At 62.1% G+C, this 13,148-nt stretch carries 13 protein-coding genes; 7 read left to right on the plus strand and 6 right to left on the minus strand.

Features of this window, described 5'->3' with window-relative positions:
- The first annotated feature begins 51 nt into the window (after nucleotides 1-51).
- The gene (locus FFI94_RS24880) at nucleotides 52-1,695 is read left to right on the plus strand and encodes a (2,3-dihydroxybenzoyl)adenylate synthase (RefSeq protein WP_138870163.1); all 1,644 of its coding nucleotides are present in this window, start codon (nucleotides 52-54) and stop codon (nucleotides 1,693-1,695) included.
- A 1-nt stretch (nucleotide 1,696) separates the two neighbouring features.
- Here FFI94_RS24880 and FFI94_RS24885 read toward each other — a convergent pair whose 3' ends face one another.
- The gene (locus FFI94_RS24885) at nucleotides 1,697-2,188 is read right to left on the minus strand and encodes an RNA polymerase subunit sigma (RefSeq protein ID WP_138870164.1); all 492 of its coding nucleotides are present in this window, start codon (nucleotides 2,186-2,188) and stop codon (nucleotides 1,697-1,699) included.
- A 249-nt stretch (nucleotides 2,189-2,437) separates the two neighbouring features.
- On the opposite strand from FFI94_RS24885, the gene FFI94_RS24890 reads away from it, so the two are divergent.
- Entirely contained in the window at nucleotides 2,438-3,334 is an 897-nt protein-coding gene (locus tag FFI94_RS24890; RefSeq protein WP_138870165.1) for a class I SAM-dependent methyltransferase, read from the plus strand.
- 7 nt (nucleotides 3,335-3,341) lie between these two features.
- On the opposite strand, the gene FFI94_RS24895 is transcribed toward FFI94_RS24890, so the two are convergent.
- The 3 genes from FFI94_RS24895 to FFI94_RS24900 all read right to left on the minus strand — a co-directional run bounded on the left by FFI94_RS24895 (nucleotide 3,342) and on the right by FFI94_RS24900 (nucleotide 5,404).
- Nucleotides 3,342-4,124: an oxidoreductase gene (locus FFI94_RS24895; protein WP_138870166.1), complete on the minus strand. Its 783-nt coding sequence runs from the start codon at nucleotides 4,122-4,124 to the stop codon at nucleotides 3,342-3,344.
- 359 nt (nucleotides 4,125-4,483) lie between these two features.
- Nucleotides 4,484-4,639, minus strand: a complete 156-nt coding sequence (locus tag FFI94_RS33835) for a DUF6131 family protein (protein ID WP_092803415.1) — start codon at nucleotides 4,637-4,639, stop codon at nucleotides 4,484-4,486.
- A gap of 423 nt (nucleotides 4,640-5,062) precedes the next feature.
- Entirely contained in the window at nucleotides 5,063-5,404 is a 342-nt protein-coding gene (locus FFI94_RS24900) for a hypothetical protein (protein ID WP_138870167.1), read from the minus strand.
- A gap of 142 nt (nucleotides 5,405-5,546) precedes the next feature.
- Here FFI94_RS24900 and FFI94_RS24905 point away from each other — a divergent pair, with 142 nt between their 5' ends.
- Entirely contained in the window at nucleotides 5,547-6,578 is a 1,032-nt protein-coding gene (locus FFI94_RS24905; RefSeq protein WP_138870168.1) for a hypothetical protein, read from the plus strand.
- Between the two features lie 24 nt (nucleotides 6,579-6,602).
- Here FFI94_RS24905 and FFI94_RS24910 read toward each other — a convergent pair whose 3' ends face one another.
- Nucleotides 6,603-7,784 (minus strand): MinD/ParA family protein, encoded by a 1,182-nt coding sequence (locus FFI94_RS24910; RefSeq protein ID WP_138870169.1) that lies wholly within the window; start codon nucleotides 7,782-7,784, stop codon nucleotides 6,603-6,605.
- A 320-nt stretch (nucleotides 7,785-8,104) separates the two neighbouring features.
- Here FFI94_RS24910 and FFI94_RS24915 point away from each other — a divergent pair, with 320 nt between their 5' ends.
- From FFI94_RS24915 to FFI94_RS24930, 4 genes are all read left to right on the plus strand, one after another.
- Nucleotides 8,105-8,635 carry a hypothetical protein gene (locus FFI94_RS24915; protein ID WP_138870170.1) on the plus strand — a complete coding sequence of 177 codons (531 nt, stop codon included), beginning with the start codon at nucleotides 8,105-8,107 and terminating at the stop codon, nucleotides 8,633-8,635.
- A gap of 116 nt (nucleotides 8,636-8,751) precedes the next feature.
- Nucleotides 8,752-10,182, plus strand: a complete 1,431-nt coding sequence (locus FFI94_RS24920; RefSeq protein ID WP_138870171.1) for a PepSY domain-containing protein — start codon at nucleotides 8,752-8,754, stop codon at nucleotides 10,180-10,182.
- 22 nt (nucleotides 10,183-10,204) lie between these two features.
- Nucleotides 10,205-10,705: a copper chaperone PCu(A)C gene (locus FFI94_RS24925; RefSeq protein ID WP_138870172.1), complete on the plus strand. Its 501-nt coding sequence runs from the start codon at nucleotides 10,205-10,207 to the stop codon at nucleotides 10,703-10,705.
- Entirely contained in the window at nucleotides 10,698-11,900 is a 1,203-nt protein-coding gene (locus tag FFI94_RS24930) for a Dyp-type peroxidase (RefSeq protein WP_138870173.1), read from the plus strand. Before FFI94_RS24925 ends, FFI94_RS24930 begins: the two co-directional genes overlap by 8 nt.
- A gap of 59 nt (nucleotides 11,901-11,959) precedes the next feature.
- Here FFI94_RS24930 and FFI94_RS24935 read toward each other — a convergent pair whose 3' ends face one another.
- A complete protein-coding gene (locus FFI94_RS24935; RefSeq protein ID WP_138870174.1) occupies nucleotides 11,960-13,087 on the minus strand; it encodes a GIY-YIG nuclease family protein in 1,128 nt (375 codons plus the stop codon).
- Nucleotides 13,088-13,148 lie beyond the last annotated feature (61 nt).

Consider the following 13,148-nt stretch of genomic DNA (forward strand, 5'->3'; position numbering starts at 1 on the left):
ATCCTTATCGAAATTGTTCACGCCGCCGGGCCACCACCAGTGAAGGAAGACATGCTTTCCGAAGTGTCACCACCACAACTCGCCTTCACCCCGTGGCCTGCAGACGACGCCGCCCGCTACCGCAGTGACGGGGTCTGGGCCGGAAAGACTTTCGACCAGGTTCTGCGCGAGAGCGTCGCCGCCCATTCCCACTCCGCCGCAGTCGTCGACGCCGAGCAGACCTGGACGTACGCCGAACTCGACGCCCACGTGGACGCCTTCGCTGCCGGACTCGCCGATCTCGGCATCACCGCCCAGCATCCGGTGATGATCCAACTGCCCAACCAGGCCGAGTTCGTTGCCGTCGTCTTCGCGCTTTTCCGGATCGGCGCAGTACCTGTCTTCTGCCTCCCCGCGCATCGTTCCTCCGAATTGACCGCGCTGGCCAGTGCCTCGCGCGCCGTCGCCATCATTACGTCGCACCACATCGACGGATTCGACCACGGAGCCTTGGCACTCGAGGTCGCGTCTTCGACACCGAGTTTGAATACCGTTGTGTGTCTTCCGGATTACGGATCGGATGCTCCGGCCGGCACCGTGAACTTCGGTTCCGTGCGCGCCGCACCGCGCGAATTCGCCACCGCCGATCCGGGATCCGTGGCGTTTCTGCAGCTGTCCGGCGGCAGCACCGGCATCCCCAAGCTCATTCCACGCACCCACGACGACTACCTCTACAGCGTGCTGCGCAGCAACGAGATCTGCGGCGTCACCACTTCGACGGTCTATCTCGCGACATTGCCGGTAGCCCACAACTTCCCGATGAGCTCCCCGGGAATCCTGGGAGCCCTCGCCGCCGGCGGAACTGTGGCGTTGACCCCGTCCCCGAGCCCCAGCACGGCCTTCGCGATGATCGAACGCGCCGGAGTGACGATGACGGGACTCGTTCCGCCGCTGGCCCGGTTGTGGACCGAAACAGCTGAACGTGGCCACTCACACGACCTGTCGTCGCTGACATCCGTACTGGTCGGCGGCGCTCGCTGCCCCGACGAGCTGGCAGCACGCATCGGCCCGGCACTGGGCGTACGACTGCAACAGGTGTTCGGAATGGCCGAAGGCCTGGTGTGTTACACCCGCGACGAAGATCCCCTCGACGTCGTGCTCACCACGCAGGGCCGCCCCATGTCCCCCTTCGACCGGATCCGGGTAGTCGACGACAACGACAACGACGTACCCGCAGGCGCCGAAGGTCAGCTGCTCACCAAGGGCCCGTACACAATTCGTGGCTACTACGACAATCCGGCAGCCAACGCCCGCTCCTTCACCGACAACGGCTGGTACCGCACCGGCGACGTGGTCCGAGTTGATTCGAACGGCAACATCACCGTCTGCGGGCGTGCGGTCGACCGAATCAACCGCGGCGGCGAGAAGGTATCCGCCGAAGAACTCGAAGAACACCTTCTGGCGCACCCCGCGGTTCGCGACGCCATCGTTGTTGCGATTCCCGACGAGTACCTCGGTGAGCGCACGTGCGCCTTCCTCCTCGCCGCAGACCCGTCGAGTCCGCCGAAGACAGCCCAGATCCGAGCCTTTGTGCGCGAGCGCGGCCTGGCGAGCTGGAAGATCCCCGACCGAGTGCAGGTGCTCGAAGCATTCCCGGAGACCGGCGTCGGCAAGACCAGCCGCAAGGATCTGCGTCGGATGCTCGCCGCGCGCTGATCTAGCTCGACGTGCTCCCCGCCGGGGCGCCGGTGCGCAATGTCGCCAGCGCCCGATGTTGTTCCAGCAGCACCTGAGTGCGTGTCCATCCGAGCGCTACTGCGGTGCCGTCGACATCGAGGCCCACGATCAACCTCATGATCAGCACCTCCCGCAAGCACTCTGGGAGAGCCTCGATCTCGGTGGGCAGTCCAATCCTGGATTGTGCGTCCGTTCGGTCGATCAGTCGGCGAGTTGTCGAGTGCACCAGTTGCACGAGCGAACCATCCGGCGCCTCCCTGTCTGATACCGCCCTACCCGGTACCGACTTCACGACGGAACGACACACGGCGTCGGCCACGGATTCTGCTGCGTCGGACTCGAGTTCGACGCGAGCACGTCGCACCGCCAGTGGCCGGATCGCACAGTACAACCTCGCCTGCGACGCGGCGCCGCCGTTTCGTGCGGCAGCCTCCAGATCATCGAGCACATCGTGGTGTTGTAACTGCGTCATCGCGACCGGTTATCGCCTTCCTGTATTGCTTGCTGAGCATTTCTTGCTGAGCGTTGGAGTCGCACGTCTGCTCTGCCCGAAACACAAGCGCCGGGCCGCACTCCTCTTCAGTCAAAGCGCGAACCCTGACGGCGGGCTGCACTGAGTCTGTCAACCAGCTGGCAATCTCGAAACAGACCGAACCCCTTGAACTGCAAGGGAAGTATCGATACTCGAATTCGGAACCACGACGAGCGTAGGATCAAAAAGGTGCGCACTGACGGCGATACCTGGGACATTGTCAGCAGCGTCGGCCTGACCGCGCTGGGAGTGGCCGCGTTCCGCGCAATAGAATCTCGCCGCCCCGATGCACTGATCGAAGATTCCTATGCGCGGTGGTTTGTCGAGGCCGCAGGCGAACCACATTTCACCGCACTTCTGGACAACCCGTCGTCCTTGGAAGACCTTCCGCTGTCCGGGTTCATGGGCATCGGCATGGGCATCAGAAGCAAATTCTTCGACGAGTTCTTCCTCGACGCCGCCAGGTCAGGAGTCGCCCAATCAGTGATCCTGGCAGCAGGATTGGATGCGCGGGCCTACCGGCTGAACTGGCCCACCGATACTGCGGTTTTCGAAGTTGATCAGCCGCAGGTATTGGAATTCAAAGATCAGGTGCTCACCGAGCACGGAGCGGAACCGACAGCGATCCGTCACACGGTGGCCGTCGATCTGCGCGATGACTGGCCCGCCGCGCTCGCAGCGTCAGGGTTCGATCGCGCCAAGCCATCGGCCTGGTCGGCAGAGGGACTGTTGGCCTATCTTCCCGGCACCGCACATGACGCGCTGTTCGAGAGAATCGACGAACTCTCGTCGCCCGGCAGTCGACTTGCCTTGAACTACTTCCCATCCGGGATGGACGGCAAACGATTTGCCGAGATCAGAGCAAAGTATTTCAAGAAAGATCCTTTTGGCGGCTTGGACCTATCCGCCTTGTTCTACGACGACCAGCGCGCCGACCCCAAACAGTGGCTGACCGACCGAGGTTGGTCGGTTCAGTGCCGCGACACCCTCGAGCTGGCAGACGAGTACGACCAACCGATCCCTGAACTTCCATCTGAACTTGCCGATTTGTCGAAACGCTCAGGCTATCTGACGGCCACGAAGTAGCGCACGCTCAGAGCGTTTTGATCAAGCCACCGTCGATCACAAAATCTGCGCCGGTGATGTTTGCGGCACGGCCTCCGGCGAGAAATACCACCAGGTCCGCAACTTCCTCCGGATACGTGAATCGGCCTGTCTCCGAGCCCGCGGCCGCACTGTCCACGATGTCTTGGGCACTGACTCCGGCGACACCGGCGAGCGTCGATGCCACCCCGCCTGACCCGAGCCACAACGCCGTCCGCACCGGTCCTGGGCTCACCGTGTTCACCCGGATGCCCTGCGGCGCCAACTCTTTCGACAGCGATTTGCTCAGGTTGGTCAACGCGGCTTTTGCTGCGCTGTAGTCGATCACCGCTGGGTCCGGAAGAAACGCATTCACCGAACTGACCGTCACGATGCTCCCACTGCCGGCCGTCATCGAAGGCAGAGCAGCCCGAATCATCCTCACCGCGGACATGAACGTCACACGCAGCGATGCATCCCAGTCAGCATCGGTAACACTGAGAAATCCGCCTGTCCGCGGAGTCACCGCGCCCACATTGTTGATCAGTATGTCGATACCGCCGCGCTCTGCCGCTGCCGCAGCCAATGCCGGTGGACCGTCCACACTTGCCAGGTCTACGGCAACAAACGTGACCCCGTCGCCGGCCTCGAGTTTCTCGATGTCTGCCGTGCGTGTTCGTGAACCCGCGATCACATGGGCGCCTTCTTCTGCCAATGCCTGGGTGATGGCAAGACCGATGCCCTTGCCAGCACCGGTCACAATCGCGGTTTTCCCTTTCAGCAGTAGATCCATCGAACCGGCTCCCATCCGACCGGTCGAAATCCGGCGTCGGCCGTAGAGTCTCCATTGCGATCGGCGAATAAACCTGGCGCGGTAAGGCTTCACCCTCACTTATTGGAGGAAATCCCAAAGTATGAACTCAGGGGTGATTTCTCCGTAAATCGTTGGCAAACACGTCCACTGCGCCGTATTGTTTTCGACGCACGCCCCGGCGTGCTGGGACTCGTTGACGCTCATGGAGATGTTGGCAAGACCAATCGGAGGCAGGTCCTGCACTCCCACAGGGTGTGGGGCCTGTCCTCGATCTGGCGAATATCCCAGCTAAGATCGATTAAGTTGCCCGGTTCAGAACCGGTTCCGTTCAGTGTCGATCAGTACCAGTGCCGTCGACCACCGACCGCCCGTCCTGTCGAACCCAGCACGAACAAGATCAGCCCGATCACCAAGAGGACAACTCCGATTGTCCACAGAATCGGAATGTTCAAGAGAAATCCGATCAGCAGCAGGATGATTCCGAGAATAATCATGGCAGTCTCTTCCGACGACAAGTCCGACACACATGTGCCGGCACTCTAGGTTCGGCTACCCCGCCCACTCGCGTTTCATACCCGCTCTGACCGGGTATTTCGACAGTCCCCGCGTACACAGTTGAGGAATCAAGCAGTTCCATGCGACGGATTGTGACTCTGATCGTTGCGGGGCCCTGAACTACCTCGGCGTCAAGTCCACGGTTACGGATTGCACTCTGCCGCAACCCAGTTCCTGACGGAAGGCAGAATCTACGGCCGCCGACAATGTCACACCCACCCAAAGTCGGTGCCTGACGCCGAAGGCAGTCAGCGTCAGGCACCGGGTTCTGGCGTGGGGGTGATGCAGGCTTCCCACTGCACCATCCCCACGAGGAGCAACACTAGCAACAATCGAACAAATGTGCGAGCCGAATCGGAAGTTTATTGCGGTGGGCCATAAGCGCCCGCTCCGAAACCGGAACTGATCAGCATCAACACCATCAGACCCCACCCCACCCCCTGCCAAATGGGCCAGACCCCGCCCCGTTTCCACACCCGATACGTCTGAGCAAAGGCCATCAGCCCACCAACCAGGAAGACCGCCGCCGGCGCGAAGGCAAGGGTTCCGAGCCCCGACGACCTGTCGACCAGCAGCAACGAACACAGCACCGCAAGCGCGAGCGCGATCACCACACACGTGAAGGTCATCGCTCTACGGAACTCCTCCGGATCCGACCACCGTTTCTCGGTATCCATGGTCCCGTTGCGGCGCCGAGCCGACATGACCTGCTCCCTCCCCGAAACCCGGTGTAAATCTGCGGTCAATCGGATTGGGTACCCCGCCCTCGTGTCGAATCAACCTGGAGCGGGTACGCGAGCCAAGAGGAGCAACCAGATACGACGACTACTACTGAGAGGAGTCGCCATGCATGCTGCGCGGCTGAAGAAGGTCGGTTCGAGCGAAGGACCGTTTGCCTCGGTGTACTTCGAGGACGTCCGCAATCGTGAAAACTCACGTGAGCTCTTCGAGTTGGAGTGGCGTTCGATGCGCAGCCAACTGTCCAAACAGGAGGCACCCGACGCATTGATCGAACAGTTCGACAGTGTGAAGGACAATCACCACGGAATTTCGGGCCGGGCCGGACGCGCGCTGGTGATCACGCCCGACGAGGTTCTGCTCGACGACATCATGCTCGAGCCGACAGCGTCGACCATAGTGACGGTCGGTTCGTTGCCTTATCTGATTCCGCTCGTCGCACATGGCCACGACACCGAACCGTTCATCCTCGCCAAGGTCGACCACACCGGCGCCGATCTCTGTGTGCGCGACGCACGCGGGAGAGACGTCTACGGCGAATCCGTCGACGGCGACGGGTTCCCCGTACACAAAGCCCGGGTGGGTGGCCCCGACCGTTACATCGACACCCAATCTCTGGCGCAGGAGAACGTGCGAAAGAACTTGACCCAGGCTGCAACTCGTACCGCTGCATTGGCACGCGAACACAAGGTTCAGTTGGTGCTGATCATCGGTGAAGTGCAGTCCCGCACAGCATTCGCACAGTATCTTCCGTCGTCACTGCGCACTGTGGAGATCGAGCGCGGATCGCGCGCCGGTTCCTCTCCGGCGGATGTAGCCAAAGCCATTCGCGAACTCATCGACACCGAACGGTTGCGGCGCATGGACGCCGAAACGGAACGCTTCATGGCCGGTCAGGGCCGAGAGACCGAACTGTCGGTCGACGGCACTGCCCGCGTGCTCGACGCCTTGGAACAGGGCAAAGTCGAGACTCTGCTCTTCACCGATCCCGACGACAAGGAAGTATCCAGCAATTCACTCTTTGCGCCCGCAAATCGACTACTCCCCTATCTGGCGATCCGAACCGGGGCGGAGCTGATCCAGGTCGACGAACGCCTCACTCTCGCAGACGGATACGGAGCAATATTGCGACATCCGTGACGTTGACATGCGTGACGTTCGGCGTCACCGTGACGCGTGTCGACCCTGCGAATCCGGGAAGCCGTCGGCAATAGCGGCAACCAACTCGAGATAAGCGCGCGCAGTGCGTTTGTTCAACAACTTCAGATCAATGGGGCCGCCCTCGCCGAGATGGTCGTCGTACGGCAGGGTGCACACCGCCCGAACTCCGCGCTGCGCAAACACTTCCTCGAGTTGGTCGAGATCGAGCGACGACGATCCGGGCCGCGTGGCGTTGATCGCAACCACCGACCTGCTCACCAGGTCGCCGTAACCGTGTTTGGTCAGCCAACTCAACGTGGCGGCTGCGCTGCGCGCTCCGTCCTGAGCCGTCGGACTGACCACCACCAAGGCGTCGGCCTCGTCGAGGATTCCGTACATCGCCGAGTGCATGATGCCGGTGCCGCAGTCGGTGATGAGAATGTTGTAGTGCACCTCGAGGATGCGCAAGGTGTCGAGGTAGTCCTGCTCGTTGAACGACTCCGATGTTTCCGGATCCGCTTCGCTGGCAAGGATTTCCAACCGACTGTCACCTTGCGATGTGTAGTACCGCACATCGCTGTACGTACGAATATCACTGTCTGCCAACAGATCGCGAACAGTGAGGTGATGCTCGCGATGTTCCCGATCAGCGAGCGTGCCCAGATCAGGGTTGGCGTCTATCGCAACAATCCGATCTCCACGGATCGACGCAAACGTGGAGCCGACGGTCTTTGCCGCCGTCGTCTTCCCCACCCCACCCTTGAGCGAGATGAACGCAATCTTGTACACGCCGCGCACAGTCCGATTGGCGCGGCGGACCAGCGCCTGATGTTCGAGTTCCACCGCCGACTGCCCGGTGTTGATCCGCCCACCCGAAAGCTTGAACAGCAGAGCGCCGAAACCATGTTCGGGCGGACGCTTGGCACGCTTGATGATGTCCAAGTCGTCGACGGAGGTCATCGCCTGTGGTGTCGACGTTCGGAAATCGGCAGGCTCTTCGCGTCGCGCTTGCCGCATCCGTTGGCTCGGAAGTGGTTTGACCGGAACCTCGTCGCTCTGTGGCAGGTCGAAGTTCGGTGTAAAGGTAACGGTTCGAACCGAATTCGCGTAGGAGTCCTCGGAGCCGCCCAGCAGATCATCCGTCTCGGTTGTACCGGAACCGTTCTGGGTAGATCCGCCATTGAAACCGTTATTATCGCTGCGCACCGTTTTCCTAGGTCAAGGTCGAATCAATTCGGACATCACGTGTCGGACGCTATCACTCTGCGGCCACCTTGGCCTGCCGTTGATACCGCTGACGCGGGCCGATTTGTTACACAACACAGTTCGATGACTTTGGTCCTGGAAACTCCCGATCGTCCAGCAAATCCGCGGGCATACCTGTTGTCCGGTACGTATTGCGCCAGAAGGCATCCGAAATACCGAGCCGCAATGCGTGGGCAAAGCCGATCGACTTCACAACCGAACAACTGTCCAACTTCCACCGCTACTAACCTCGGTAGTAGGTGCCTGTATCCTCTACCCCTATGACCTCCCGCCTCGCTGATGTCGCGCAGTTGCGCGGTGCCTTCGTCGGCGGTACGTCGGGCGCGGTCTCCCTCGCCGCCCACGCACTCGGCGGTGGTGGCATGGCGCCGTCGCAAAGCGCCGTGGTCTTGTTGATCCTTGCCTGCGCGAGCGTCGGCGCTGTGGTTTCTTCCGTCGATATTCGCCGCTCTCCCGCCCTTGCCCTGGTACTCATGCTCGCGGCGGGACAGGCAATCGGCCACACGACGCTGGCTATTGCCTCAGACCACCAGCACGGCAGTGTTCCGTCACTCCCCATGCTCGCGGCGCATATCGCCGCGGTCGGCGTCTGCGCGGCAGCAATCCGCGGTGCTGAGCGCGGCTACGTCGTGGCTGCGTCCACGGTCGCGACACTCGTTGCAGTCCTGCTGCGGCCCTGGGCGCCGCAGCCACCATCCGTAACCGCGCGCACTCGCTACCGCGCGAAAGTTGTTCTCCGCCAACTTCTCGCCTCCGGTGAAGGCACTCGCGGCCCGCCGGCATTCGTGTAACTCATCGTTCCTTCCCCTTTTTTCTTTTGCGCACGAAATCCCGTGCGCCACATTGCTGTGCGCGTTTGTTAACCGCCCGCGGTTAACAAACGCGCACAGCGGGATCGAGTACACGCATGTCCGCACCCGAAACGGAGCGCGCACAGCCGCACGCTTCCAACGACAGTTCCCCTCCGAAGAAGAAGACCGGCAACGCCAGATCACTGATCCTGCGCCTGCACTTCTACGCCGGAATCTTCATCGGACCGTTCATCCTCGTCGCGGCGTTGACCGGTGGCCTTTACGCGGTGGCTCCCACCATCGAGAAATTTGTCTACAGCGACTACCTACAGACCGACAGCACCGGGCAGGTCGCATCACTGAACGATCAGATCCGCTCAGCTCAGCAGTACCGCCCCGACCTGACGGTCTCGGCGGTCCGTCCCGCCCCGGCCGCCGGCGAAACCACCCGAGTTCTGTTCACCGATCCGTCTCTCGGCGAGTCCGAAAGGCTCGCGGTTTTTGTGGACCCCGTGCTGGCTCAACCGGTCGGCGAGTTGGCGGTGTACGGCAGCAGCGGCTCACTGCCGGTCAGAACCTGGATTTCCCAACTCCACCGCAACCTGCATCTCGGCGAACCGGGACGCCTGTACAGCGAACTAGCCGCGTCGTGGATGTGGGTAGTTGCCCTCGGCGGTGTCTATCTCTGGTTCCGCCGGTACCGAACCACTCGCAACGCCCGCCTTCTCACCATGGATCGAACATCCAGCGGCCGTGGCCGAACCCTGAACTGGCACGGAGTTGTCGGTATCTGGATCGCAGTGGCGCTGGTGTTTCTCTCGGCAACCGGACTCACGTGGTCGACCTACGCCGGTGAGAATGTCAGCAGCGTGAGAACGGCACTGAGTTGGAAGACTCCTTCGGTGGTCAAGACACTCGGCGACGCTCCACCACCGGCAGCAGGCGGGCACGAGGGCCACGACATGGCCCCTGTCTCCACCGGCACTCTGACGGACACCAACGTCGGACGCGTCGACGCGGTACTCGGCATCGCCAGATACCACGGCATCACTGGCCCCGTCGAGGTGTCGATTCCCGCTGACGCGCAGACGGCATTCACTGTCGCCCAAACGCGTCAGCCCTGGGTAATGAGTAACAACACCATCGCAATCGACGGTGCAACGCAGAAAGTCACCGATGAGCTGTGGTTCTCGGATTGGCCTCTCGCAGCGAAGCTTTCATCGTGGGGAATCCAGCTGCACATGGGACTTCTCTTCGGTCTAGCCAATCAGATCGCGCTCGCTTCACTTGCCATCGCACTCGCGAGTGTCGTCGTTCGCGGCTACGTCCTGTGGTGGCGCCGACGACCCACACGAGGATCCGACTGGGCGATGGGCCGGACGCCCACACGCGGTGGCATCAGAAATCTGTCCCCAATCAGTGTTGCCGCGATGATTGCTGTCACCGCCCTGGTCGGCTGGTTCGTTCCCCTACTCGGCATCAGCCTGATCGCATTCCTCCTGATCGACCTTTCCGCCGCGGCACTGCGACGCCGCGCAACCACCTGATACGTGAACTACGGAGATACACATGTCTGTTCGCACCACACTCCTCACCGCCGCCGCGTTGACGGCAGCCCTGGCGCTGGCCGGTTGTTCGGCCGATTCCGGCAAGGAAACCGAAGCCGCACAATCCATCACGATCGCGGATCAATGGGTCAAAGCCGCGCCGGACGGCATGAGCGCGGCATTTGCCGAACTCGTCAATTCTGGCGACAAGGACGTTCGAGTAGTCTCGGCAACCAGTCCGGCGTCTGCCCGCGTCGAACTCCATGAAGTTGTGACCGGCGACGCCGGAACAATGACAATGCGTCCCAAGGACGGTGGCTTTCGGGTTCCCGCCAACAGTTCCGCCAGCCTGACGCCGGGCGGCGATCATCTGATGTTCATGGAACTCGCGGGGCCACTGCTCCCCGGCGCCGAAACCGACGTCACCCTGATCTACGACGACGGTTCCAGTTCCACCTTCACGGCCCAGATCCGCGACTTCTCCGGTAATCAGGAGAACTACGACCCCAATCACGGTGGCTGAGAACACCAACCCCCGACTGAGCCGGCGGCGCCTCTTCGGAGGTGGCGCCGCCGCGCTTGCGGTCGCGGGAACAACGTGGGGTGGGGTAACCCTGGCCAGGGCAGACGAACCACCACCCGGTAAAGCCGTGGTTCCGTTCCACGGCCTCCATCAAGGCGGCGTCGACACGCCGCCGCAAGCTCACTCCACCTTCGTCGGCTTCGACCTGCGACCGGGAGTCGACCGGGCCGCCGTCATCGGAATCATGAAGATGTGGACAGCCGACGCTGCTCGTCTCACTGCGGGAATGCCCGCTCTGGCCGATACCGAGAAGGAACTGGCGGTTGATCCGTCGCGACTGACGATCACCGTCGGCTACGGGCCTGGACTGTTCACTGCACTGGGATTACGGGATCGAGCACCCGTCTGGTTCACGCCGCTCCCCAGCTACCCGATCGACCGACTCGAAGATCGTTGGGGCGCAACGGATCTTCTCCTGCAGATCTGCAGCGACGACCCTGTCACCGTCGCACATGCGGTGCGGGTGCTGACCAAGAACGTCCGCTCCCTGACCGCGATCCGGTGGACACAGAAAGGGTTTCGCAGCGCTCGGGGAACAACACCGGAGGGAACAACCATGCGCAATCTCATGGGCCAGGTCGACGGCACCGTCAACCCGGCACCGGGGACCGGAGACTTCGACTCCCTGGTGTGGTGCGACGGGGCCGATCAACCCTGGTTGTCCGGGGGAACGTCGTTGGTGCTCCGGAGAATTCGCATGGAAATGGATACGTGGGACGAACTCGATCGACCGGCGCGTGAACTCACGATGGGTCGCACGTTGTCGAACGGCGCTCCGTTGACCGGCACCAACGAATTCGACGACGCTGATTTCACCGCTACCGACAGGTTCGGTATCCCGGTCATTCCGCCGGGATCACACATCGCGCGCTCCCATCGAATGCACGACGGGGAGCAGTTCTTCCGTCGGGCATACAACTACGACGACCCACCGGAAGGCGAGGGGACTTCCAACTCCGGACTGATCTTCGCAGCGTTCCAACGCGACATCGCAGAGCAGTATCTGCCGGTTCAGCAGCGACTGAGCGACTTCGACGCACTCAACGAGTGGACAACGCCGATCGGTTCGGCCGTCTATCTCATTCCGCCCGGATGCGTGGAAAACGACTACCTCGGCAGTAGCTTGCTGAACTGACCGGAACTACCGGACTGAACAGGTTGGGCTCCGGACAAACTCCGGAGCCCAACCAGTTCTCACTTCTTGCGCGGACCCGGCATCGCCGCACCGGGGCGAGCGGTGGTCAGACGCGTGACCCAACCGCTGACCGGCCACTTCTTGAGTCCGACGTTGTGCGGTGTGATTTCGGTACCGACATACTTGGCCGCCAGTTCGTCGTCGACGTCACCGGTGAAGCGCCACAGCATGCTGCCGTCGGCGTTGCGAGTGGACACCTCCCACGACTGAGCGCGGAAAGCGCCACGAATGATGCTGTCGGCAAAGACGAGTACGGGAATCCCGGCTTCGGCACGCACTGCAGCACCGGCAGCCCATTCCGCCCTGGCGAGTTCGTAGATCTCTTCTGCGGTGGCGCCGGCGCGAGAAGAACCCGGAACATGCAGCACCACACTAGGTGTCGGCAGTTCCGGTGCCGGATCGGCGGAATAGCGCAGGGCGAGTTCCTCGACGCGGGTTGCCCGCAGATCCTTGTCCGTGACCTCCCCTGCAAGGTTGGTCAGGGTATCCCCGGCCTCGCTGATCCGAAGTGCCTCGACGATGCCACTGACCACCGCGTCGGCCGTGCCGGGCGCATCGGCACCGGACACGCTGCGCAGGAGAACGTAGTGCTCGACTGCGGAACCGGCGTCGTAGATCTCGCGGATACGTGAAATCTTTGCCGCGGTCACTCCCGGCGTCTCCGTTGGGCCGGAGGCGCCTTCGAGGTTGTCGAGTTCACCGAGTGCCTCGAAAACCGAAGCGAATACCTGGTTTCCGGTGCCGCGACCGACATGGAACACCTGATTGTTGCGCGGGTCACGCAAAGCGAATACATACTCTCCCAAGCGCTTTCCGACCTTCTCGGAAAACGGTTGCGGAGCCGGCTTACGGACGAGCACCTCAGTGGACAGCGTCCGCATCACCGCTAGACGAAGCGCGTCCGGCACACTCGTCGACGCTGCGGCTCCCGAGAAGATGGCGGCCGACGCCGAACTGATCGACGTGAACGTGCGACCGACCTGCTTCTCGAGCGAGGCACACACGATGCCGACTGCACCGAGCCTCGAGTCGAGGGTGCCTTCGCCCTCGGCGAGAAACTCCTTGATCAACGGTGCTACGAGCAGGGTGGGGCTGATACCACGCGGAACTGTCCAGACAATAGCCATGCCACGAGCCTAGGCGATCACAAGCGGACCCGAGGTCAGTCGCACGTCATCGGGACATTTC

It is taken from the genome of Rhodococcus sp. KBS0724 (assembly GCF_005938745.2).
Lineage (GTDB): Bacteria > Actinomycetota > Actinomycetes > Mycobacteriales > Mycobacteriaceae > Rhodococcus_F.

Bases quoted from the DNA above. Each gene is read 5' to 3' on its own strand.
- FFI94_RS24920 (WP_138870171.1), top strand. From the start codon at position 8,752: ATGTCCGCACCCGAAACGGAGCGCGCACAGCCGCACGCTTCCAACGAC.
- FFI94_RS24915 (WP_138870170.1), top strand. From the start codon at position 8,105: ATGACCTCCCGCCTCGCTGATGTCGCGCAGTTGCGCGGTGCCTTCGTC.
- FFI94_RS33835 (WP_092803415.1), bottom strand. From the start codon at position 4,639: ATGATTATTCTCGGAATCATCCTGCTGCTGATCGGATTTCTCTTGAAC.
- FFI94_RS24900 (WP_138870167.1), bottom strand. From the start codon at position 5,404: ATGTCGGCTCGGCGCCGCAACGGGACCATGGATACCGAGAAACGGTGG.
- FFI94_RS24885 (WP_138870164.1), bottom strand. From the start codon at position 2,188: ATGACGCAGTTACAACACCACGATGTGCTCGATGATCTGGAGGCTGCC.
- FFI94_RS24880 (WP_138870163.1), top strand. From the start codon at position 52: ATGCTTTCCGAAGTGTCACCACCACAACTCGCCTTCACCCCGTGGCCT.
- FFI94_RS24905 (WP_138870168.1), top strand. From the start codon at position 5,547: ATGCATGCTGCGCGGCTGAAGAAGGTCGGTTCGAGCGAAGGACCGTTT.
- FFI94_RS24925 (WP_138870172.1), top strand. From the start codon at position 10,205: ATGTCTGTTCGCACCACACTCCTCACCGCCGCCGCGTTGACGGCAGCC.
- FFI94_RS24935 (WP_138870174.1), bottom strand. From the start codon at position 13,087: ATGGCTATTGTCTGGACAGTTCCGCGTGGTATCAGCCCCACCCTGCTC.
- FFI94_RS24895 (WP_138870166.1), bottom strand. From the start codon at position 4,124: ATGGATCTACTGCTGAAAGGGAAAACCGCGATTGTGACCGGTGCTGGC.